At 45.1% G+C, this 22,510-nt stretch carries 20 protein-coding genes; 5 read left to right on the forward strand and 15 right to left on the reverse strand.

What is annotated here, in order from left to right; translation table 11 throughout:
• Window positions 1–221: 221 nt before the first annotated feature.
• The 4 genes from SFC66_RS01070 (at window position 222) to SFC66_RS01085 (ending at window position 6,090) form a co-directional block, all read left to right on the forward strand.
• Window positions 222–716, forward strand: coding sequence for a PTS sugar transporter subunit IIA (locus tag SFC66_RS01070; RefSeq protein ID WP_411216857.1), 495 nt, complete (start codon window positions 222–224; stop codon window positions 714–716).
• 114 nt (window positions 717–830) lie between these two features.
• Window positions 831–4,034: an SNF2 helicase associated domain-containing protein gene (locus tag SFC66_RS01075; protein WP_411216858.1), complete on the forward strand. Its 3,204-nt coding sequence runs from the start codon at window positions 831–833 to the stop codon at window positions 4,032–4,034.
• Between the two features lie 242 nt (window positions 4,035–4,276).
• A complete protein-coding gene (locus SFC66_RS01080; protein WP_411216859.1) occupies window positions 4,277–5,092 on the forward strand; it encodes a lipid II flippase Amj family protein in 816 nt (271 codons plus the stop codon).
• A gap of 35 nt (window positions 5,093–5,127) precedes the next feature.
• Window positions 5,128–6,090, forward strand: a complete 963-nt coding sequence (locus tag SFC66_RS01085; RefSeq protein WP_411216860.1) for a lysozyme inhibitor LprI family protein — start codon at window positions 5,128–5,130, stop codon at window positions 6,088–6,090.
• 70 nt (window positions 6,091–6,160) lie between these two features.
• Here SFC66_RS01085 and SFC66_RS01090 read toward each other — a convergent pair whose 3' ends face one another.
• From SFC66_RS01090 to secA, 8 genes are all read right to left on the reverse strand, one after another.
• Window positions 6,161–7,354 (reverse strand): PDZ domain-containing protein, encoded by a 1,194-nt coding sequence (locus SFC66_RS01090; protein WP_411216861.1) that lies wholly within the window; start codon window positions 7,352–7,354, stop codon window positions 6,161–6,163.
• Window positions 7,355–7,472: 118 nt separating this feature from the next.
• Window positions 7,473–8,894, reverse strand: coding sequence for a S41 family peptidase (locus SFC66_RS01095; protein WP_411217723.1), 1,422 nt, complete (start codon window positions 8,892–8,894; stop codon window positions 7,473–7,475).
• 147 nt (window positions 8,895–9,041) lie between these two features.
• On the reverse strand, window positions 9,042–10,436 hold the full coding sequence (locus SFC66_RS01100; protein WP_411216862.1) for a murein hydrolase activator EnvC family protein: 1,395 nt from the start codon (window positions 10,434–10,436) through the stop codon (window positions 9,042–9,044).
• Between the two features lie 52 nt (window positions 10,437–10,488).
• Window positions 10,489–11,376: a permease-like cell division protein FtsX gene (gene ftsX, locus SFC66_RS01105; RefSeq protein ID WP_411216863.1), complete on the reverse strand. Its 888-nt coding sequence runs from the start codon at window positions 11,374–11,376 to the stop codon at window positions 10,489–10,491.
• Entirely contained in the window at window positions 11,366–12,052 is a 687-nt protein-coding gene (gene ftsE / locus SFC66_RS01110) for a cell division ATP-binding protein FtsE (RefSeq protein WP_411216864.1), read from the reverse strand. The genes ftsX and ftsE overlap by 11 nt, the downstream gene beginning before the upstream one ends.
• Window positions 12,053–12,331: 279 nt before the next feature.
• Window positions 12,332–12,634: a c-type cytochrome gene (locus tag SFC66_RS01115; protein WP_411216865.1), complete on the reverse strand. Its 303-nt coding sequence runs from the start codon at window positions 12,632–12,634 to the stop codon at window positions 12,332–12,334.
• A gap of 72 nt (window positions 12,635–12,706) precedes the next feature.
• Window positions 12,707–13,805 (reverse strand): peptide chain release factor 2 gene (prfB, locus tag SFC66_RS01120; protein WP_411216866.1). Its coding sequence is split into 2 segments (ribosomal slippage): window positions 12,707–13,732 and window positions 13,734–13,805, totalling 1,098 coding nucleotides; the frame shifts between segments, so codons are not numbered across the junction.
• Between the two features lie 93 nt (window positions 13,806–13,898).
• The gene (gene secA / locus SFC66_RS01125; protein ID WP_411217724.1) at window positions 13,899–16,418 is read right to left on the reverse strand and encodes a preprotein translocase subunit SecA; all 2,520 of its coding nucleotides are present in this window, start codon (window positions 16,416–16,418) and stop codon (window positions 13,899–13,901) included.
• Window positions 16,419–16,747: 329 nt separating this feature from the next.
• Between secA and SFC66_RS01130 the strand changes: the two genes are divergently transcribed.
• Window positions 16,748–16,900 carry a hypothetical protein gene (locus SFC66_RS01130; protein WP_411216867.1) on the forward strand — a complete coding sequence of 51 codons (153 nt, stop codon included), beginning with the start codon at window positions 16,748–16,750 and terminating at the stop codon, window positions 16,898–16,900.
• A 248-nt stretch (window positions 16,901–17,148) separates the two neighbouring features.
• Here SFC66_RS01130 and hpf read toward each other — a convergent pair whose 3' ends face one another.
• The 7 genes from hpf to SFC66_RS01165 form a co-directional block, all read right to left on the reverse strand.
• On the reverse strand, window positions 17,149–17,721 hold the full coding sequence (gene hpf, locus SFC66_RS01135; protein WP_411216868.1) for a ribosome hibernation-promoting factor, HPF/YfiA family: 573 nt from the start codon (window positions 17,719–17,721) through the stop codon (window positions 17,149–17,151).
• A gap of 171 nt (window positions 17,722–17,892) precedes the next feature.
• Window positions 17,893–18,246, reverse strand: a complete 354-nt coding sequence (gene fliT, locus SFC66_RS01140) for a flagellar protein FliT (protein WP_411216869.1) — start codon at window positions 18,244–18,246, stop codon at window positions 17,893–17,895.
• Window positions 18,246–18,644, reverse strand: a complete 399-nt coding sequence (gene fliS, locus SFC66_RS01145; RefSeq protein WP_411216870.1) for a flagellar export chaperone FliS — start codon at window positions 18,642–18,644, stop codon at window positions 18,246–18,248. The genes fliT and fliS overlap by 1 nt, the downstream gene beginning before the upstream one ends.
• Before the next feature lie 22 nt (window positions 18,645–18,666).
• Window positions 18,667–20,199, reverse strand: coding sequence for a flagellar hook-associated protein 2 (locus SFC66_RS01150; RefSeq protein WP_411216871.1), 1,533 nt, complete (start codon window positions 20,197–20,199; stop codon window positions 18,667–18,669).
• 15 nt (window positions 20,200–20,214) lie between these two features.
• The gene (gene flaG, locus SFC66_RS01155) at window positions 20,215–20,568 is read right to left on the reverse strand and encodes a flagellar protein FlaG (protein WP_411216872.1); all 354 of its coding nucleotides are present in this window, start codon (window positions 20,566–20,568) and stop codon (window positions 20,215–20,217) included.
• 121 nt (window positions 20,569–20,689) lie between these two features.
• Window positions 20,690–21,457: an acetoin reductase gene (locus SFC66_RS01160; protein WP_411216873.1), complete on the reverse strand. Its 768-nt coding sequence runs from the start codon at window positions 21,455–21,457 to the stop codon at window positions 20,690–20,692.
• 85 nt (window positions 21,458–21,542) lie between these two features.
• Window positions 21,543–22,388 carry an STAS domain-containing protein gene (locus SFC66_RS01165; RefSeq protein ID WP_411216874.1) on the reverse strand — a complete coding sequence of 282 codons (846 nt, stop codon included), beginning with the start codon at window positions 22,386–22,388 and terminating at the stop codon, window positions 21,543–21,545.
• Window positions 22,389–22,510 lie beyond the last annotated feature (122 nt).

The following is a 22,510-nucleotide window of genomic DNA, read 5'->3' on the forward strand; positions in this document are numbered from 1 at the left end:
TATATCCTGATTGTCATTGTGATCGATTCATTATCTCACACCGCGTCAAACCTCTTTTCCGCTCAAAAATCAGTCTTTCTCTACTATACCTAATGTTAGCGCTTTTAGGCAATATCCATTGTCAACAAGGTTATTCATTGACCTGTACGGAGAAAACGCTTTATTATGATACTAATAAGATTTTCATCAAATTTCGATTCATTCCGAGGAGAGACAACGATATGCTAAAGAAACTATTCGGTAAGAATATTACAGAAGAAAGTTTTGTAAGCCCTGTCAACGGAAAAGCAGTTCCACTTGAAGAAGTCCCGGATCCGGTATTTGCCGAGAAAATGATGGGTGACGGCATTGCCATCGAACCGAGTGACCAGACGATCGTGAGCCCGATCGATGCCGAAGTCGTCCAAGTTTTCGAAACAAAGCACGCAATCGGCCTGAAAACGGAAATGGGCTTGGAAGTCCTCCTCCATATCGGCCTTGATACAGTGAATTTAAAAGGGGAAGGCTTTGAAACATTTGTCAAAGTCGGTGATAAAGTTTCTGCCGGCGACAAGCTCGTGACCTTTGAAAAAGCATTCGTCGAAGCGAATGCAAAAAGCTGCGTCACGCCAGTGATCATCACCAATTATGAAGCAAGCGAATACACATTGGATGCCCTCTACCCAGAACAAGCCATTGCAGGCGAAACGCAAATATTCCAAGTCAAAAAGATATAATCATGAACGGCAGCTCACGCTGCCGTTTTTTATTCTGCCCAGTTAGGGAAGGCTATGGATATATCTGTTATAATGTAATGATAACGAATTTTTTAGACTGGAGAATCGGCTTTCATGCAATCTTATTTTCTCGATAAACAAGATATCATCAAAGTGACAGGCGATCGTTTTTACCGCAGAGGGCTGGATTATGCCAATAAAGGTCGTGTCCACGGGCTGAGCTTCACCCCATCGATCAATCAATGGAAAGCCGTGGTACGCGGAACCGAGAACTATCCTGTGCGGATATTCTTTTTTGAAGACGACGATTTGGATGGTGTTTGCAGCTGTCCTGCCTATCACACCCATTACACATGCAAACACATCGCTGCCGTGCTGATCAGCATCAGCCGAAACCGTTTCGACAGTAATGGCTATACCGTCACCGAGGAGACGGCCGAGCCAGCTGCCGCACGCCAGACCGATTTTACCGATCGTCTTGTGCAAGCTTTTGTGTCCCCTGCCGAACGCCTGCCATCAAAACCTCCGGAAACATTGAAGCTGGAATACAAAATCGAACAGCGTTTCCTGCAAACGAATGGCAATACAGTATTCGAGGTCGAGTTGAAAGCAGGGACAGCACGTACCTATATCGTGCGTCTGGCCGAGGAATTCCTCCGCAGCGTACTGCATCGAACCCGCTATCAAGTAACGCCTAGCTTTGCATTCGATCCGCGTGTACATATTGTCACACCGGAAGATAAAGCTATACTGGAACGGCTGCTGGAAGCGTGTGAGAACAGCATGATCCAAGACTTTTCAGCGACGGCGCTGCAATCGGAAAAGCGCGTGATCAAGCTGACGCCTTCCCTGGCCAAGGATTTGCTGCCGAAGCTTGCCGAAGCAGGTGCTTCGCTTCAGCTTTTGCACACAGAACCGCTGGATACATTCCATGTCAGCGACAAGCCCGCCCGGCTTGACTTCTATCTGTCTACGGATGACGAGGAGATGCTTCAGCTTGGTGTACAGGATATCGCAGCTTATGAATATATCAAGAATTATAACTATCTGTTCAAAGATGACACACTGTACCCAGTCCCGATTGACCAAAGAGATTTGATCAAGGAATTGTTCGCCAATCTTCCTTACCGGCATGATACGCCGCAAACGGTATCCTCTAAAAATGTAGACCGTTTCGTATCACAAGTCGTCGGTAAACTGGAGCAAATCGGACATGTGCATATCGCCGATACAGTCCGCAGCAAAATCGAGATGGCACCTTTGGTCGCGAAAGTATTTTTGGATGAAACAGATGATGTGCTGCACGCCAGTGTTTCCTTCCACTATGGAAATCACGTCATCCATCCCGGGCAGCAGCAGACAGACATGCCTGTGATCAAGCGTCAGTCTGCCAAGGAAGATGCCGTCTTGCAGCAATTGCATGCGGCAGGATTCCGTTTTTCAAAAGGCCGGTTTCACTTGCTTAATGCAGAGTATATGTATCTGTTCCTGCATGAGCACCTGTCCGCCTTGCAGGAAATCGCCGAAGTATACATTTCCGATCGCGTGCAAGCGATGCAAGCAGATCAGCAGCATGAGGTGTCATCGAGCATCCGGCTGCAGCAGGAGAAAGGCATGCTCGAAATCAGTTTCGATGTCACCGGTTTGTCGGAAGCGCATATCAATGATGTCTTGCAGGCAATGATCGAAAAGAAACGATATTATCGTATCCCGGACGGTGCCCTGCTCGATCTGGAACAAGACAATATGGATAACTTCCAGGACTTCCTGGAACAGCTGCAAATCAAGAAAAGCCAACTGCAAAATCAGCATATCTTCGTTCCGATCGCACAAAGCATGCAGGTGGAAGAGTCGCTTCGCGGTGCGGAAATGGAAGCTGCTTTCCGTACATTGATCGAACGGCTGCGCCATCCGGAACAGATCGAGTTTGCTTTGCCAGCTGGACTGCAGGCCGAACTGCGAGATTATCAGCTGACCGGTTTCAAATGGATGAAAACACTCGCTTATTACGGTCTCGGCGGAATCCTGGCTGATGACATGGGACTTGGGAAAACACTGCAGACGATCACGTATCTTACATCGGAAAAAGAAGCCAATCCGGCAGCACGCCCATCATTGATCATCGTGCCCTCTTCCCTGCTGTACAACTGGCAGAAGGAGTTCGAAAAATTTGCACCGCATATGCGCACGCTCGTCATTTCCGGTTCTGTGACAGAACGCCAGGCGCAGCTCACACAGCTTGAAGAACATGATATCATCATCACTTCTTATCCGTTATTGCGCATCGATCATCATGTTTACAGCGGGCAAGTATTCGATAGTCTGATTTTGGATGAAGCACAAGCCATCAAAAATCATACGACGCAGACCGCAAAAGCTGTCAGTTTGATTCAAGCAGGCAAGCGCTTTGCCCTGAGCGGTACGCCGATCGAAAATAGACTGGAAGAATTATGGTCATTATTCCATACCATTTCTCCAGGATTGTTCCGCAGCCGCAAATCATTCACCGATATGGAACCGGAAAAAATAGCCCGCATGACGCGCCCATTCATCTTAAGGCGCGTTAAGGCAGATGTGCTGCATGAACTTCCGGAAAAAATCGAAACGACAAACTACTCCGATTTGACGCAGGAACAAAAAGAAGTATATGTCGGCTACCTGGAACGGATCCGGAACAAAATCGACAAAACCATCGCCGAAAAAGGCTTTGATCGGGGTAAATTGGAAATCTTGGCTGGTCTTACGCGACTGCGCCAAATATGCTGCCACCCTGCTTTGTTCATCGAAAACTACAGTGGACAATCCGGCAAATTGGAGCAGCTGCTCGAGGTCATCCGCGAGCTGAAGCAAAACAACAAACGCTTCTTGATTTTCTCCCAGTTTGCCAGCATGCTGGAGATCATCCGACAGGCACTTGACGATACCGATGTCTTTTATCTTGATGGCAGCACACCTGCCAAAGAACGGATGCAAATGTCTGAGTCGTTCAACGAAGGCGAAAAAGACGGCTTCTTGATTAGCTTGAAAGCCGGCGGTACAGGATTGAACCTGACTGGTGCAGACACCGTCATCCTTTTCGACTTATGGTGGAATCCAGCCGTCGAAGAGCAAGCTGCCGGCCGAGCACATCGCATCGGACAGAAAAACGTCGTCCAAGTCATCCGGCTGCTTACCCGCGGCACGATCGAAGAACGCATCTTCGAACTGCAGCAGCGCAAACGTGCACTGGTCGACCAAATCATCCAACCCGGGGAAACAATGCTCAACACACTTACCGAAGAAGAAATACGCAGCCTGCTTTCGATGCAGGAGGAATGAAAAGGAGCAAGCCGCAGTGAAGTGGCTTGCTCCTTTTTTGCTTACCTCGCAGCAGACTTGTATCTTGTCCTAATTCCGCTCATCGTTTCTCTACAGTCAAATCAACAAAGAAGGACAATCTTCATTCCTGTTCGCCAATATAGCAGAAAATTCTATGGAAATATTTTCTTTATATGGTATCATCGATAAATGAATCCCTATCCTTGTCACTTCGCCAATCCAGAAAAAAAGAAGGTTAACCAATGGAATTAATCACGGAAAAGTTATTATTCATAGCTTTGTTCATCTTTATCATCCACTCCATCGAAACACTCGCCTATGCCGTGAGATTGTCTGGTGCACGAGTGAAGATGATCGCATCCGCTTTGTCTCTCTTCAACATCATGGTCATCGTTTCCAGAATGGCGAATATGATGCAGCAGCCTTTCACCGGCAGTCTGATTGATAATGCTCCTGAAGAAAACACATTGGCAGTTGTAGAATCTCAATTCCGCATTCTCATCGGGGCATCGACAATCGGAACAGTATTTGGGATCATATTGCTCCCAACGTTTGTGGCGCTGTTTTCCAGAGCCATCATTCATTTGTCTGAGGAAAAAGGCTCAGTTCCATCCTTGGTGAAAAGATTCTTTTCCTTGCAATACATAAAACGTAGCATCACGCACTTTAGTCTGCCTAAATTCTCGTATTTGCGGCAAACAAAGGTAAAAGATATTCCAATCAGGCTTTTTCTCGTCAACATGATCATCACGGCTATCTATACAATTGGTGTATTAGCCGCCCTATATGCGTCCCTCTTGGCACCGGAGCGGTCGTCGACAGCTATCATGGCATCCGGTCTCATCAATGGTATAGCCACCATATTATTGGTTATTTTCATCGACCCGAAACTATCCGTCATTGCCGATGATGTCGTGAATCAAAGAGGCAGCTACAATAAGTTGAAAAGCATGTCACTGATGATGGTGACTTCCAGACTGTTAGGCACACTCCTTGCACAGCTATTCTTTGTATGGGGAGCAGAATATATCGCTTGGTTCACTAAATTCATAGCGTGACCAAATGAACTTTCACTTTAGGAGGAGCAACCAATATGAAAACAAAAACAATGCTGCTCACAACACTATCTCTTTTGACAGTACTTACGCTTACTGCTTGTAATGGAGCGGGTGAACAAACTGCTTCGGACAAGAAAGAAGCAGAACCAAACAATGTTTCCGCACAAGATGAATCAAACAAGCCGGGAGAAACAGCGGCGAAAGCAGAAGATAACAGCCAAGGAAAAGACACTGTGGCCCAGAGCAGTGACAACGAACAGAAGTCAGCAGCAGATGCAGAAGATTCCGTTGCAAAAAACAGTGAGGAAGCGAAGAAGTCAGATGTTGATGGTGAAAAAGATTCCGCTGTAAATTACAGCGAAGGTAAAGAAGCAGCGCCAAAAACGGAAAACATTCAAATCTCAAACGGTGATGAAGCTGTCCAATTTCTGAAAGAGCATGTGACGCAAGGTAAATTTGAAGAAATCTCTTTCGGAACAGATGGAAAGCTGCAATCCGATGATACCGGCTCTTATTATACTGTTCAGTTGGTGGACATAGCATTGCGCGAATCAGGTAAAACTGGCAACTTAGGATACTATCAAGTGTATCAAAATGGAACCTATGCAGAAGCTCATTCTGCATTCGATAAAGACAATACATATATTGCAGGAAAAGAAGAATATCTCAAGAAATTGAACGGGATGGATAAAGCAGATAGAAATACAGAGGTTAAATCGAAGACGAATGAATTGATAGAACAAGAAGATGAAAAATACCGAAAATGGGATGAGGAATTAAATAGTATTTATGTAGCACTGCAAGAACAGCTTCCAGCTGATGAAATGGACGAATTAAGAGAAGAACAGCGGACTTGGATTGCAGATAGAGATAAAATTGCAGAAGAAGCTTCACTCGAATACGAAGGCGCTACTGCAAAGCCCTTTGTAGCTATAACTGTTAAAGTAGATATGACAAAGGAAAGATGCTATACCTTGGTTGCTACATATATGGAATAACATTAATTTAAAACAAGCCCACACCTCCCGAATAGAGGTGTGGGCTTGTTTATTGATTGGAAATATACCTTCAGCTGCTTTTCCTCACAGCAAGCTTGCGCTGTTCCTGTACAAAAATGATACCCAGCTCATGAGGTTCCCCTTCGTACATGGCGCGCTGCTTGATTCGTATTTCACCTTGTTCATCACGAATTTCCATTTTGCAGTACTGGCTATTCGTTTGGACCGCTTCATAGAAAGCTCGCTCCGTCGTGACGCGGATGCCGTTCACTTTCTCGATACGCTCGCCTGCCAACAACCCGAGTCTATCAGCCGGACTGTCCGGAATGACAGCTAGCACAAACAGCCCCTGGCTGCTTTCTGTGTAATACATCGCCCGTTTGCGATCTTTATTCCGGAAATACAATGTGATCGCTTCCCTTCCGATGAGGGCAATGACGAAGGCTGCAATCGCGAAATAATATGAGTACATGCTCCCCAAGCTGACGGCAAGGGTAAGCAATGCCAATACGAGTACGGCCCTTCCTTGTTTCCGCGCTTCGATGAACGCAGGACGACCCTTGGAGAATCCGTCCATTCCGGTCAGCAACGGCACAAGCAGCAGCCCGTAATCCGTTCCATTCAGATGGAAGAACGGCCACCACGGTGCGAAAGGCTCGATTGCCCCTGCTGGCACTAGCAGGAAGAATGGAATGAAAAGCAGCTTGCGGAAGCGGTGCTGTCCGATCCAGCGTCCGCGAGGTCCTTTGATGAGTTCCGGCAACGTATCTACTCTTTTTGTTCTGAGCATCAATACAGCTTCCGCCAGCATGACAATACTCATGAGCAGTGCAAAGCTGATCCAATTCAGACCCGCCATATCATCCGCCCATCCGGCCGGCAGATAATCAGCTGCGTATGGCGCCGCACCCAATGCCAGCAAAAAGCTGAATCCGAACGTGTATGCAGCTGACAGCCACGTAAAGCGGAACAGCAGCGTCAGAACGATCGTGACGGCACTGAGCAGCAGCACAACAGCCGGAGCCACAACGATTCCCGCTCCGATACTGACTGCCGTAAGCAAAAGTCCGAAAACAAGCGAGATACCCCAAGTGCCAGTCCACTCTTTGCCGAAATCGAATACCTTCGTACCGAAATTGTTCCGCTCTTTCCTGATGCGGCGGCTGGATACGAATAAAGTCAGCAGCAGCGCCCAATAAATCAACGGATTCAAAAAGAAGTTCCCGACCCCATAAAGCAGTTCGGTCAACCAATCATTCACCATTATGTGTCTCTCCCTATAAACCAACTTCTATGTATATTGTCTATTCTAACATGATAGTCTTTGTTTTCCTATGACAATAGAAAAAGCCTCCCAATGAAGGGGGGCTTTCAATCAATCACTAAAATAGCTCCTGCAGTGCTTTATCCATTTGGTTATCATGCTTACCGTCACGTACTTGCTCGATGATCTTCGACTGCAGCAGATCTGCCGTTTCCTGATTCACTTCACCAGTTGCCTGTAAATCATTTTCCTGCTGGAATTGCTTGACTGCTGCTTCTGTCTTCTCATTGAAAAATCCGTCCTTACGGCTTGGATCGAATCCTAGTCCTTCCAGCATGATCTGCAGATTCTTGATTTTGTCGTTGTTATCATTGAATTTCAATTTCTCACTTTCATCCAATTGAATCGGTGAGCTGTAGAAATACGCTGGCTGGTCGACTTCCACTGTAGGCTTGATACCTTTTTCATGGATCCAATCTCCGTTGGGTGTCAGCCATTTGTACAGGGTAAGTTTGAGCATTGATTCATTCTGCAACGGAACAGTCTGCTGTACCGTCCCTTTTCCGAATGTCGTTTTTCCGACTAGCTCATAACCACCAGCCTGATTCATCGCTCCTGCCAATATTTCAGATGCCGAAGCACTGCCTTCATCGATCAAGACATTGATCGGATAGTTTTTCTTCTCTTTCAATTCGGTGTAAAACTTTTGTTTCTCGCCATTTTTATCTTCAATCTGCAAATATGGCTTATCACTTGGCAGGAAGTTCTTCAGGATATCTTCCACAGTCGTCAGGATACCGCCTGGATTACCGCGAACATCGATGATCAATCCTTCGATACCTTCTTGTTCCAGCTTATCAAGTGCTGTCTTGAATTCATCCGCCGTACTTTCGGAGAAGGATGTGATTTCCAAGACACCAGCTTTTTTCCCGTCCACTTCTTTTGTATCCGAATAAACAGTTTCGACCGGAATCTCATCACGTGTCACATCGATTTGCAACTCTTCGGAAACACCAGGTCGCTTGACTGATAATGTCACCGTCGTCCCTTTTTCCCCGCGTATCTTATTCACGGCTTCCTGGAGATCCAGACCCTGTAAAGAGTCGCCATCCACTTCAAGCACTTGGTCATTCGGACGCAATCCTGCATCCTCAGCAGGGGAATCCTTGATCGGTGCCACAATGGTAACCTGCTTATCGATCATGCTGACTTCCGCACCGATACCTTCAAACGAAGACTCAAGCTGCTGATTCAACTGCGAAGAAGACTCTTCGTTCAGGAAGGAACTATATGGGTCATCCAATGTTTCCAGCATTCCCTGGATCGCACCTTCTTGAAGCTGCTGTGCATCCGGCTTGGCCAAAGCATTTTCTTTGATGAGCTCGTAGGCGTTTTCCACCTCCGTCAAATTACCAGTATCTTCAGAAGCAGACTGTATGCCCGTCCCTTTGTTGTTTGCATATGATGTAAACGCATAGCTGCCGCCTGCACCGACAACCAACGCCACAATGATCGCTATCACGAAAGTAACTTTTTTTATTTGCACGTCCGTTTCTCATCCTTTCTCACTTGTCCATTCCGTTAATCCTACTATTATGCTAAACTCCCTCTATCTTATCACTAAAAGAAGTCAAATGATGAGAAAAAGGCATCCCCTTTTTAAGAGAATGCCCTTTTCATTTTGCTATTAGAAATATTTCATCGGATCAACTGCGTTACTTTTCGCACCGTTCCATTTACCTTCATGAATTTCGAAATGAAGGTGGGAACCAGTGGAAGCACCTGTGTTACCCATTTTAGCGATTTCCTGTCCTCTTGAAACTTTTTCTCCGACGGATACTTCGCGCTTGCTCAAGTGACCATAAAGCGTTTCATACGTACGGCCATTGATGGAGTGCGTGACGATGATGACATTACCATAACCACTCATCGTTCCGCTGCGGGAAACATAGCCATCTGCAGCTGCATGAATCGGTGTTCCAGTTGCATTGGCGATATCCTGCCCATAGTGGTTACCAGTTGAGCCACTGCCGAATGGATCATTACGGACACCGAAGCCAGAGCTTAGGCGGCCTTGTGCCGGCCAAGAGAAGATTCCAGCTTGTGCTGATTTAGCACTTGAAGAACTGCTGGAGCTTGAAGAACTGCTGCTCTTCTTCGAGCTGCTGGATTCAGAGCTGGAAGACTTTTTGCTTGCAGACTCTTCTTTTGCTGCTGCATCCTTCGCTGCTTGAGCTGCTGCTTTCGCTTCAGCTGCTGCTTTTTCCTGTGCTGCTAAGTCAGCTTTTTGGGATTCAGCATCTTCTTGTGCCATACGAAGTGCTTCTGCTTGGTTAGCAGCAAGCTCTTTTTGTTCTTCGGCAGAAAGGATTTGATCTCCCAAGCGCTCATATTCATCTTCTAGCTGCTGTTTCAAATCTTCTTGTTCACTTGCCTGGGATTTCAGATCAGTTTTGATATCTTCAAGCTTTGTTTTCTGATCTTCCAGGTTTTTCTTTTCATCTTCTCGCTGTTGCTTTTGGTCCTCAAGCTTCTGTTTCGCTGCGAAGAAGCCATTCAAAAGCTCTTTGTCGGAATCCATGATTGTATTGACAAGGTTCACACGGTTCACCATATCACTGAAGTTCTTGGAACCCATCAATACTTGCAAGTATTGCACGTCCCCGCCATTTTGCTGAATGCTTACCAGGCGTTCGGACAATTTATCTTCACGCTTGTCGATATCTTTTTCCGTGTCAACGATATCACCGGAAATCTCATCGATTTTTTCATTTGTTTTCGTGATTTCATCTTCTTTATCATTCAAAGCATTTTCATTTTTGTCGATGCTGTTATTCAAATCATCCAGCTTTGCCATCAGATTATCTTGCTCTGCCAAGTTATCGGATTGATCGGACTTGGCATCATCGATCTCACCTTCAAGCTCACTTTGTTTGTTGTTGTTCTCCTGCTGCTTCTTTTGCAAATCATCTATTTCGTTCTGAACGTCAGATGAAGATTTCGCGAATGTATTAATCGGAGTATGTAGGATTGTCCCTGCAGCTAAAACAGCTACAAGAACGGGCTTGATCATCTTCTTCATTTATCTCTCATTCCCTTTCTTCCTTTACAAGCGTATATGTTGTTAGGTTTAGTTAGACTTTAAGAAATTTACGGACACTCATGACACTGCCCCATACACCGATTACCGCACCGATTGCAAGCAGGATTCCTGCAAGCTGGAAAGCGAATGGTGCATATGGAAGGATTTCGACAAAACCGATGCTGATATTATCCGTCAGGTTATTCGACAGATAATAATAACCGCCGAGTACCAGTGCCACCGGAATGATTGCTCCCAGAACTCCAAGCAGCAAGCCTTCGATGAAGAATGGCCAGCGGATGAAGGAGTTGGTCGCTCCGACAAGTTTCATGATGCCGATTTCCCTGCTTCTGGCAATGATTGTTATTTTGATAGTATTCGAGATTAGGAAGATGGCTGTGAATACAAGACCCACAATAAGTATTGTCCCGATGATTCGAGCGTACTTACTTACAGTAAAGAGATTCTCTACTGTCCCTTCTCCGTAATTCACATTGTCCACTCCGTCCAATTTCCCGATTTCTTCAGCAACGGGGGCTGTATCATGCGGGTTGGACGTTTTGACGACATATGCATCACTCAAGGGGTTATCTTGTTCGAACAAGTCCCATTCTGTTTGTCCCATATCTTCCATCAGCTGGTTTAACTGCTCTTCTTTTGAGGAATAAGTTACAGAACCAACCTTATCAACGGACTCAAGCTCGCCTTGCATGGCCTGCACTTGATCTTGTCCAAGTGTCGGGTCGAGATATACAGTCATTTCCACGTCGGATTCGACGTTGGAAGCGAATTTATTCAAGTTGAACACGACAGCCAGGAAGACACCGACCAGAATCAACGTAACTGTTACCGCTCCAATGGAAGCAACACTCATCCAGCCGTTACGGAAAATGTTCTTCGAGCCTTCGCGCATATGGCGCTTCGCAGTATTAAATTTCATACCCGTATTCACCTCCAGCTTCATCACGGACGATACGTCCGTTCTCGATGGCGATGACACGTTTCTTGATCGTATTTACGATTTCCTTACTATGTGTTGCCATGATGATTGTCGTTCCTGTGTTGTTGATATCCTCCAGCACCTTCATGATGCCCCAGGAAGTCTCGGGGTCAAGGTTACCTGTCGGCTCATCCGCGATGACGACCTTCGGTTTATTTGCTATTGCCCGGGCAATGGCGACACGCTGCTGTTCCCCGCCGGAAAGTTCATCCGGAAGCGATCTTGCTTTATCCTTTATGCCTACGAGATCAAGCACTTCCATGACGCGATCCCGGATCACTTTAGGGGATTCCTCTATTACTTCCAAAGCAAAAGCGACATTTTCATAGACTGTCAGTTTCGGAAGCAATTTGAAATCCTGATAAACGACTCCGATTTTCCTTCTGACTCTTGGTATATGGCGTGATTTATATGTGCTCAAATCTTTGTTATCAACTTTGACAATACCCGTGCTCGGTTTCTCACCACGAAAGATCATTTTGACGAAGGTCGATTTACCGGCTCCGCTCGGTCCTACTAAGTACACGAATTCCCCACTGTCGATATGCACGTCGACACCATTCAGCGCTGTAACGCCATTGGAATACGTCTTATGCACACCTTTCATATCTATCATGTTTAACTCACCTTTATATTTAGTCTAATCATTTAATCTGCTAGTTTAATATGTCGAACACTGCCGAAAGCAATCGAAAAGCTCTCGAACCTGAAACCATTATAACATCTTATTTCATGTTTTTTAGACATAATAATATTACATTTATATTTCAAAATATGACAAAAGACTCGGTTTATGAAATATTTACCCTGTTATCCTGCTGTTTCCAGCTGTCAAATCGGTCCATAAACACGAAAAAATACCCATACAGGACTTGTATGGGTATTTGACTTTGCATCATTGCTGCTGATCTTGGAGCCATTCGGCAATTTTCTCTGCTTCTTCTCCTTCTGCCTGCCCCGCAGGCATACCGCCTTTACCGTTTTCCATGATGTCTACAAGTTCTTCGGTCGTATACTTGGAGGCGACATCATCGAGTGACGGACCGCCATTGCCTCCGCTCAAATCCTGACCGTGGCACATGGAACAGTTGTTTTCATAGGATTCCTGCGGCGTTTCAGCCGCATCATCATTACTGCCGCAAGCAGCCAGGGTAAGCATGCAAAGGAGGCTGCAGCTCGTGATCATCAGTTTTTTCAAGAGAATCGCTCCCTTTCTCCAAAGTGGAATAACGGTTCAGCTTGTCATATTGCAGTGCTATTGCAAAAATGCTTATAATGTGGAACGCAAGTATGCATTGATGAATGGATCGAGCTGGCCGTCCATTACAGCTTGTGTATTTCCGGATTCTTCATTCGTCCGATGGTCTTTCACCATGGAGTATGGATGGAAGACATAAGAACGAATCTGGCTTCCCCAGCCGATTTCTTTTTGCTCACCGCGGATTTCATTCAGCTCTTGCTGCTGCTTCTCGATTTCAAGCTGATACAGCTTCGCTTTCAGCATCTTCATGGCATGCTCACGGTTTTTGATCTGGGAACGCTCGGATTGGCAAGTCACGACTGTATTGGTCGGTACGTGCGTGATCCGTACAGCGGAATCCGTCGTATTGACGTGCTGACCGCCGGCACCGCTGGAACGGTAGGTATCGATTTTCAAATCTTCTGTCCGGATGTCCACATCGATATCATCGTCGAATTCTGGCATCACATCACAGGATACGAATGATGTATGACGGCGTCCTGAGCTATCGAAAGGTGAAATACGCACAAGACGGTGTACACCTTTTTCTGCTTTCAAATAGCCATACGCATTCAGGCCTTTGATTAGAAGCGTTACACTTTTCACGCCAGCTTCCTCACCAGGAAGATAATCCAGCGTTTCCACTTTGAAGTTATGCTTTTCTGCATAACGTGTGTACATACGAAGCAGCATGCTTGCCCAGTCCTGTGACTCTGTTCCGCCGGCACCTGGGTGCAGCTCGAGGATGGCATTGTTTTTATCGTATGGTTCGCTCAATAGCATCAGCAGTTCGAATTCATCAAGTGATTCACGCATGGAGACAAGCTCTTCCTCCAGCTCGCTGCGAAGATCCTCATCATCTTCTTCTTTTACCAACTCGAAGGAAACTTCCAAATCTTCATGACGGGATAGAAGCTTCTCGTAGCCATCGACTGATTCTTTCAAGCCATTTGATTCGTTGATGACTTTCTGAGCTCCCTGCTGATCATCCCAGAATGTTGGTTCCAGCATCCGATCTTCCAGTTCTGCAATACGGGCTTTCTTCTGATCTAAGTCAAAGAGACCCCCTAAAGTCTGATAGTTGTTTATCCATTCGATCCAATTCATTTCTGATTTCTGCAAATTCCATTTTTCTTCACCTCATAATAAGTCTATAACACACACTATATCACTCTATGCAGTGACAGAACCCGCGCAACTGCTTTGCACGGGTTTACCATTGTTACTGCTGACCATGACAGTTCTTGTATTTCTTGCCGCTGCCGCATGGGCATGGGTCATTCCGTCCGATTGTATCGCCTTTGACGACCGGAGCTTTTTTCTTTTTCTTGTCTGCTTGTGTATCATCACCGCTGACGGCTTGAACACCTTTAGCGACTTGTTCACGCTGCAAGTTATCGCGGATTTCCGCTTTCAGTACGTAACGTGTCACTTCTTCTTTGATGCTTGCGACCATGCTTTCGAACATATTGAAGCCTTCCAGCTGATACTCACGAAGCGGATCGTTCTGGCCATATGCACGTAAATGGATACCTTGGCGAAGCTGATCCATCTGATCGATATGATCCATCCATTTCGTATCAACCGTACGAAGCAAGATCACCTTTTCGAATTCGCGCATTTGATCCGGAGTCATTTCTTCTTCCTTCTGCTTCAAGTGCGCTTGGATTTTCTCTAGCAGCAATTCTTCGATTTCTTCATCATCTTTATTTTTCAGTTCCTCAACCGTCAGCTTGTCCGGCGGCAGCAAATTAGCATGCGCGTATTCGACAAGTGCGTCAAGTTCCCATGACTCTTCTGAATCATCCGCTGTATGGGCACGGACGATCATATGAACGGTATCTTTGATCATTTCTTCGATGATTGGATTCAAATCTTCGCTGTCGATTACTTCAAAGCGCTGTTTGTAAATGATCTCCCGCTGTTCGCGCAGCACATCATCATAGGAAAGAACGGTTTTACGGGAGTCGAAGTTGTTTCCTTCCACTCGTTTCTGAGCAGATTCCACAGCACGTGACACCATTTTACTTTCGATTGGCGTACTATCATCCATACCGAGACGATCCATCATATTGCGCATATTGTCAGATCCGAATCGGCGCATCAGTTCATCTTCCATCGACAAGTAGAACTGTGTGACACCCGGATCTCCCTGACGTCCGGCACGACCGCGCAGCTGGTTATCGATACGGCGGGATTCGTGACGCTCAGTACCGATGACAGCAAGGCCGCCAAGTTCCAGTACACCTTCGCCAAGCTTGATATCCGTACCACGGCCTGCCATGTTCGTTGCGATTGTCACCGCACCTTTTTGGCCGGCATCTTCAATGATTTCCGCTTCACGGTGGTGGTTCTTCGCATTCAATACGTTATGCGGTACACCAGCGCGTTTCAGCAGTTTGCTGATCAGCTCGGAAGTCTCGACCGCCACTGTACCGACAAGTACCGGCTGACCAGTTTCGTGGCGTGCCTTGATTTCTTCGACAACTGCACGGAACTTGCCTTCCATCGTTTTGAAAATGTAATCGGATTTATCCTGGCGTGTGATATCCCTGTTCGTCGGGATCACAAGCACGTCCATATTATAGATATTGCGGAACTCTTCTTCCTCTGTTTTCGCCGTACCAGTCATACCTGCAAGCTTCTTGTACATGCGGAAGTAGTTCTGGAACGTGATTGAAGCAAGCGTCATGCTCTCGTTCTGGATCTGCAGACCTTCCTTCGCTTCGATCGCTTGGTGAAGACCATCGCTGTAGCGGCGTCCTTTCATGAGACGACCTGTGAAGCTGTCAACGATGATGACTTCGCCTTCTTCGACCACATAATCCGTATCACGCTGCATCGTCACATGTGCTTTCAATGCTTGGTTGATGTGATGTGTGATGGAAACATTTTTCAGATCGAACAAGTTTTCCAGCCCGAAGAATCGCTCGGCTTTATTGATACCTTCTTCGGTAAGCAGTACAGATTTTGTCTTGATATCATTTGTATAATCTTCTTCTTTTTTCAGTACACGGACGAATGAGTTCGCTTGTGTGTACAAACTAGCTGATTTCGCAGCTGAACCGGAAATGATCAACGGAGTCCGCGCTTCATCGATCAAGATCGAGTCGACCTCATCGATGATGGCAAAGCTGAGCGGTCGCTGTACCATTTGGTTTTTATACAGCACCATGTTATCACGCAAGTAGTCGAAGCCAAGCTCGTTGTTCGTACTATATGTGATATCCGCCGCGTAAGCTTCCTGCTTTTGTTCGCGCGTCATACCGACACTATTGAACCCGACAGTCAAACCGAGGAATTCGAATAGCGGACGGTTATTTTCCGCATCACGTCCAGCAAGATAGTCATTGACTGTTACGATATGCACGCCTTCACCAGACAAAGCATTCAAGTATGCAGGCAAGGAACTGGCGAGCGTTTTACCTTCACCGGTTTTCATCTCAGCGATATTACCGCCATGGATGGCGATTCCGCCAAGCAGCTGCACATGGAAAGGACGCATGCCTAGTACGCGATCAGCCGCTTCCCTTACTGTTGCAAAAGCTTCTGGCAGCAAATCATCCAATGATTCGCCATCTTGATAGCGCTTTTTGAATTGATTAGTTTTTTCTTTTAGTTGTTCATCTGTATATGCACGATATTCATCTGCTAAACTTTCTATTTGTTCGGCTGTTTTCTGGGCACGGCTCACTTGTTTCTGCGTACCGTCACCAAACACCCGTTTAAGTAGTCCACGCATCATAACGCTCCTCTTTTAAATCAAAAAAGTATAGTCCAAAAATAATAATAACACTAGGTTTGGCGGTTTACAAGAAAGGGAAATCAGCCTATCCCAAAAACAAAAAAACAGCGGCGCCCAGTCCTAGGGGACGCCGCATAACATGGAAGGAGTGCCATGTCAGACATTCGTAATACCGAAATCGCTACAACAGCCGCTTGATCACCACCGTCAGTTGGAATGCACAGCCTCTAGAGGAAGAGACTGCGGCATCCGGCTGGGAGTCTTGCGGGGAAAAGGAAGCCTGCCCTTCAGAGGACACGCGACCTGGAGGACAGATCCCGCTGCATTTGTTCGATGCACCAGCGCTCGAGCTGTTCCTGCTTCCATTGAAGTTCCGCCAGCCTTCGGTTGGTCGCAGCGATTATTTCAAGCAGCTGTGTGATCGTATGCTCATGCTGCGTGAGTTGGGAATGGGAGACTCGATCGACAGCATAATCTGAATCTCTGATGGTCAGGACCTCCTTTTTTTGTAGCTGACTTATTTATATCACAGGGCTTTTCAAAAAAAAAATGACCGTTTTCGTAAAACGAAGCGAGATTTTCCCTATAAACTGCAATAATTCGGCACCATCCGACAGCTTTCATCTCTTTTTTTAAGTGATTTTGAGATATTTCAGCGGCGTTTTCGTAAAACACCCTAAATTATAAAAAGACAGACGCATATGCGTCTGTCCCGTACCATTTCGCTTTAGCTAGGCTCTATCAGCCCATATTTGCCATCTTTGCGCTTGTAGACGACATTGGTATCGCCACTCACTGCATTTGTATAGACGAAGAAGCTATGCCCAAGCATATCCATTTGCAGGATCGCTTCCTCGGAATCCATCGGTTTCAAGTCAAAACGCTTGTTTCGTACAATTTCGAACGGATTCAGATCTTCCTCATCTTCCGTCGCGACGACAGCACTTGCTGCACTTTCATTCTCCATTGCGGCGAATGCATGTTTCGGTGCATCTCCACTTTGGCGGGAGCGTCGATTCACTTTCGTCTTATGCTTCCTGATCTGCCGTTCCAGTTTCGTTACGACTAAATCGATGGCAGCATATAGATCAGCATGACTTTCCTCTGCACGTAGCAGCAAGTTCTTCATCGGAATCGTCACTTCGATCTTCGACTCATTATTATGCACACTCAAGTTTACGTGAGCCTCGGAATCCACCGGGGAATCGAAATATCTCTCCAGTTTGTCTACCTTTTTCTCAATGTAGTCCCTGATTGCTTCTGTAGTCTCGACATTCTCGCCACGAATATTGTACTTCATAACAAGTGTCCTCCTTTCATCCTTACCGGATACTTTCTACATTCCCTTTACAAATCCTTTATAAACAAAAAATAAAGTCAGAATAATGTGAAGTTATATCGAATTTTGTCACGATTGGGACATGAAGAGAAAGAGAAACGCCCGAACCATAATAGTCCGAGCGCTTCTATATTATTTACGTTTATCCAGGAATCTGCCGTCAAGTGTCTGCATGCTTGCATATGGGTTGATGTATTTCGTACCCGATTGCTGCTGCTTCTTGATTGTCCGGATATCGATTTTCAGTTGATCGAAGATTTGCTGCACATGCTTGCTGATACGCTCATTTAGCGGCAGCAATGCCTTGCCGAGTTCTTGCTCTTCAGCGGAGAAGGGCGGCTTCAGTGCCTCCATCTGCTCTGAGCGGATACCCATGAGATCGGTAAGGGAATTAACCACTTCCTCCCGATTCTCTGAAGTCACCGGCTGACTGACAAGCGTATCCAATTCAGTTGTTGTATCATATAACGCCTGCACCCGGTTCATCAAACAGTGGCTCCAGATCCGAATTGCTGCTTACGTGTTTGTTTGACGACTTCTTTCCATGTATCACGGAATTCTGTTATTAGCTCCATTGCATTGCTGAGAGCCTGTTGATCGTTATTTGTATTTGCTTGGAAAAGCTGTTGATTTATAAAATCATACAGTGGCATAATTTCCTTCGAAATTGCTACCTCTGGATCAAGCGTAATCATCAGCTCACGCACGATATTCTGCGCCTTCTGAATATTAGTGTTCTTCGCTTCAATATCCTTCTTCTCTATAGCTTGCTGAGCAAACTTGATGAATTTGATACAGCCATTGTACAGCATGAGTGTCAACTCACCCGGAGAAGCGGTCTGGACGGAATTTTGCTGATACGCCTGGTAATTTTGTACCGACATAATATTATTACTCCTTTAATACTTATCCACCAAAATTGGACATCAGATAAGAGGATTGTTGATTCAGTTGGCTGATTGCTGATTCCATAGCGGAAAATTGGCGCCAGTAACGGTCTTCTACTTGTTTAAGATGGTCTTGGAAATCATCCATGCGATCCTTGATTTCATTTAGACGTTTTCCAAGTGTGAATTGTTGATTTGTTTTATCAGTATTACCTGCTCGCTTAGTAATGTTATCCATCGTTTTATCCAATGAATCCTCAATTCGGTTGACAATGCCTCGGCCATCTCCTTCTACATTGTTAGAGAACAGCTTGTACACACCTTCAGGATTTTCACGAAGGGCGGTTTTCAATTCATCCTCATCAATTACAAGTTTTCCATTTTCAAGATAGTTCTTGGAAGTTGTAATCCCTATCTGAGCAAGCTGGGTATACTCCCCACCATTTTCAACCTTGTTGTACCAAGCAGAACGTAATGAGTAAATACCACTTTGCAGGGCTGTTTCCCCTTTAAGCAATCCGCTTTTCGCCTTTTCTTCCCATAGCTTGATCTCATCTTCCGACATCTCTTTTTTCTGTTCATCTGTCAATGGCGGATAATCGCGATAGGATTTCTCGCTAAGCTTTGTATTCACGTCTTCGACAATCTTATTGTATGAATCGACGAATTCTTTGATCTTGTCGTATGCAGCGTCAACGTCATTGTCCACTGTTATGTTGACTGCACTTTCTGTTGTTTGATTAAAGGTGAAAGAAACACCACTTAATGTATAACTATTTTTATTGGAACTAATAGTAAGTGCGCCGTTGTACGTAAACTCGGCATCTTGTGCACCCTGCTTTGCGCTTGGGTCCAGTCCCAGGAATGTATTTAAAAAGCTGCCTTCATCAAATACTATTTCTTGATCTGTTGAACTGTTTTTACCGGTTTCTTTCTTTTCCATGACAACCTGACCAGACTGTTTATCGTAAAAAGCGCGAATTCCAAGATCTGGATCATCTGTTATTTTCTTTAAAATAGAGTTGAGACTGTCCGTAGTTTTAACATCAAAATTCTTTGTTATAAGTTGACCATTTTCGTCATACGTTCTAAGTGAGAATGTACTATCAGCTGTAACTTTTGGATTATCTGCAAAAGTCTGTCCATTAATGGCAGCGTCAGGATCAAAAGTTTTTGTATCAGCCTTTTCACTTAAAACGATGGCTGCTTTCGCAAGCTTGTTAACTTGGATGGAATATGATCCATTAGAAGCACTTGATGCTGCAGTTGCGGTGACTGCAGAACTTGTCGATGAAGTTGACTTTACATTGTACGCTGTCGTTAATTTCATATCACTAACTATTGAATCAAAACTTTTCAAAGAAGCATTAACTTCGCGTAAAGCATCCTGCTGCCATGTCAATTTCGTCTCTTCTTGTTGCATCTTATATAGCTTTTGCCGTTCCGCATTCATCAGCTGTTCCACCATGGAATCTGTATCGATCCCAGAAGCAAGTCCCCCTACACGCATTGAATTGCTACTACTACTGCTTGAAGAAACACTATCTACCATATGATCACCTGCTCCTTAAATTTTCTTATCAACGAGAAGTCCCATGAATTCAGCCATCTTGGCATAGCCATCGAGCAGCTTCTTCGGTGGTATCTCTTTAATGACTTCTTGTGTCTCTGAATCAATCACTGTCACATAATAACGATCTAACTTGTCATGAAGTTCAAATTTCATATTTGTGTGAGATGTCTCCAGAAATTGATTCATAGTCTCAATTACTTTTTCGATATCTGTTTTATTATATTCGACATACGTTTTGGAGCTGTCTGAAACAGTCTCCTTATTATGTACTGGTTCGCTTGCTGCAGGACGACTATTTCCCGACGGATGTGTAACATGCTGTGAAGCAGAAGATAATTTATCAATCATCAAAGGCCAACTCCTTGCACATGTGTTTCTTTTTATATCGGCAAAATGCACAGAATGTGAAGCGGCAAGCATAAAAAATGCACAAAAAAAGGGCGCGATGTGCACCCTTATCTGCCGATTCTTAGTTGTAAACGATACCGCCGTCAATTAATACAGATTGACCTGTCATGTAATCTGAATCCTCTGAAGAGAGATACGAAACGAACTTCGCAACATCTTCTGGCTCCTCACTGCGTCCAACGGCGATATCATTGGTGAACTTCTCGAAAGCCTGGCCTTTCTCAAGCCCCATATAGTCCACCATTTTTTCATCGATTCTCTCCCACATGCTCGTACCGACAACACCTGGGCAGTAGGCATTCACGGTGATTTTATCCTTCGCTAGCTCTTGTGCTGCCACCTGTGTCAACCCACGCACTGCGAATTTCGTAGCGGAATACACACCTAACAAACTAAACCCTTTATGACCAGCGATGGAACATGCATTGATGATCTTCCCGCCGCCTTGCTTTTTCATTTGTTCAGCGGCAGCCTGCATCCCAAATACGGTACCGTTGACGTTGATGCTGAATATCTTGTTCAGATCATCTTCCTGCACTTCCAAAATCGGCGCAACTTGATCGATACCGGCATTATTGACGAAAACATCGACTGAACCGAATGCTTCTGTGGCTTTCTCTACCAATTGGAACATATCGTTACGCTTGCTTACATTCACCGGGATACTGATTGCTTCCACTCCATAGTTTTTCAGTTCCTGTGCCGTTTCATTCGCTTTGTCTTCCTGCAAGTCGCTGATCACAATGTTGAAGCCATCATTTCCGAGTCTTGTTGCGATCGCTTTACCGATTCCTTGTGCCGATCCTGTGATTACTGCCGTTTTTGCCATTTCAGTCAGCTCCTTTTCTACTAGTCCATAAGTTGTTTTCCACTAGTAAAAAAAGATAAAACCTGTAAATGTAAGCAGTTTCAAGTTATTTAATAGAGATTCGACTACTAGTACGTATCGCCTGTGTCAATGTGGCAGTTGTTCTGGCGTTAAAGCTTACACCTAGCTGTACTGCTGTTTGAGCGATTTCAGGTCGCATGCCGGAAATTACCGTTTCCACTCCGACCAGCTTCAAAGCATCCACCAGGTAGAAGATTTGCTGTGCAACCATCGTATCGATGATGATGACCCCGGAAAGATCGATGAAAAGTAAATCGACATCTTGTACTGTACATTCACGCAACGTATTCTCCAAAATCAATTTGGCACGATTCGTATCAATGTCTCCTACTAAAGGAAGCAGTGCTGTCGTGTCGTTCAGCAGGATGACCGGGGAGCTTAGCTCATTGATCATTTCCTGCTGGGCCTGAAGCTTACGATTGGAATAATGATGCATTTCTTCTGTCACTTTCAAAATCACTTGGTCAAAGGCTGTTATGATCACTCGTTGCCAAAGCTCGAACATTTCTTGGGAGACTGTATCTTTATGTATGGTATAAAACTCATTTATCAGATCCAAATGCTGTTCGCGTGTGTTGACAAATTCACGGATTATTTGATGTGTAGGTGTATTCAAATGATTCTCATCACGTGCCACAGTTATAATCCACTCTTCGAAACTTTTGCTGAAGGTCTCTTTATCTTCTACGAATATACGAAAGAAATGTAGATGGAAATCGTAGTTTTGCATTTTGAGGGTTTTAATCGTTTCTGGATCGGTAGAAGCGTAAACGCCTGAGCTGTTTGATTTATCAAGTTGCTCATACCATTCCTCTGTTATGTCTTTCGCTCTCTCTTCCAAAAACAAATATAAGTCTTTATTCCTATGCATGCTCCTGCTCCTCCTGCGGGTTACTTTCACACCTTTAAATATAAGTAATTCTACTCCTTTTGTAAAATAACAAGAAATAAAATGGAAATACACCAATCTATTTGAAATAGGTGAATCGCCTT

Source organism: Terribacillus saccharophilus, from assembly GCF_046592895.1.
Taxonomy (GTDB): domain Bacteria; phylum Bacillota; class Bacilli; order Bacillales; family Amphibacillaceae; genus Terribacillus; species Terribacillus saccharophilus_D.

Bases quoted from the DNA above. Each gene is read 5' to 3' on its own strand.
- SFC66_RS01070 (WP_411216857.1), top strand. From the start codon at position 222: ATGCTAAAGAAACTATTCGGTAAGAATATTACAGAAGAAAGTTTTGTA.
- fliS (WP_411216870.1), bottom strand. From the start codon at position 18,644: ATGTCGGTACAAAATTACCAGGCGTATCAGCAAAATTCCGTCCAGACC.
- flaG (WP_411216872.1), bottom strand. From the start codon at position 20,568: ATGATTGATAAATTATCTTCTGCTTCACAGCATGTTACACATCCGTCG.
- SFC66_RS01085 (WP_411216860.1), top strand. From the start codon at position 5,128: ATGAAAACAAAAACAATGCTGCTCACAACACTATCTCTTTTGACAGTA.
- SFC66_RS01165 (WP_411216874.1), bottom strand. From the start codon at position 22,388: ATGCATAGGAATAAAGACTTATATTTGTTTTTGGAAGAGAGAGCGAAA.
- SFC66_RS01090 (WP_411216861.1), bottom strand. From the start codon at position 7,354: ATGGTGAATGATTGGTTGACCGAACTGCTTTATGGGGTCGGGAACTTC.
- ftsX (WP_411216863.1), bottom strand. From the start codon at position 11,376: ATGAAATTTAATACTGCGAAGCGCCATATGCGCGAAGGCTCGAAGAAC.
- secA (WP_411217724.1), bottom strand. From the start codon at position 16,418: ATGCGTGGACTACTTAAACGGGTGTTTGGTGACGGTACGCAGAAACAA.
- SFC66_RS01150 (WP_411216871.1), bottom strand. From the start codon at position 20,199: ATGGTAGATAGTGTTTCTTCAAGCAGTAGTAGTAGCAATTCAATGCGT.
- SFC66_RS01160 (WP_411216873.1), bottom strand. From the start codon at position 21,457: ATGGCAAAAACGGCAGTAATCACAGGATCGGCACAAGGAATCGGTAAA.
- ftsE (WP_411216864.1), bottom strand. From the start codon at position 12,052: ATGATAGATATGAAAGGTGTGCATAAGACGTATTCCAATGGCGTTACA.
- hpf (WP_411216868.1), bottom strand. From the start codon at position 17,721: ATGAAGTACAATATTCGTGGCGAGAATGTCGAGACTACAGAAGCAATC.
- SFC66_RS01100 (WP_411216862.1), bottom strand. From the start codon at position 10,436: ATGAAGAAGATGATCAAGCCCGTTCTTGTAGCTGTTTTAGCTGCAGGG.
- SFC66_RS01080 (WP_411216859.1), top strand. From the start codon at position 4,277: ATGGAATTAATCACGGAAAAGTTATTATTCATAGCTTTGTTCATCTTT.
- fliT (WP_411216869.1), bottom strand. From the start codon at position 18,246: ATGAACCGGGTGCAGGCGTTATATGATACAACAACTGAATTGGATACG.
- SFC66_RS01075 (WP_411216858.1), top strand. From the start codon at position 831: ATGCAATCTTATTTTCTCGATAAACAAGATATCATCAAAGTGACAGGC.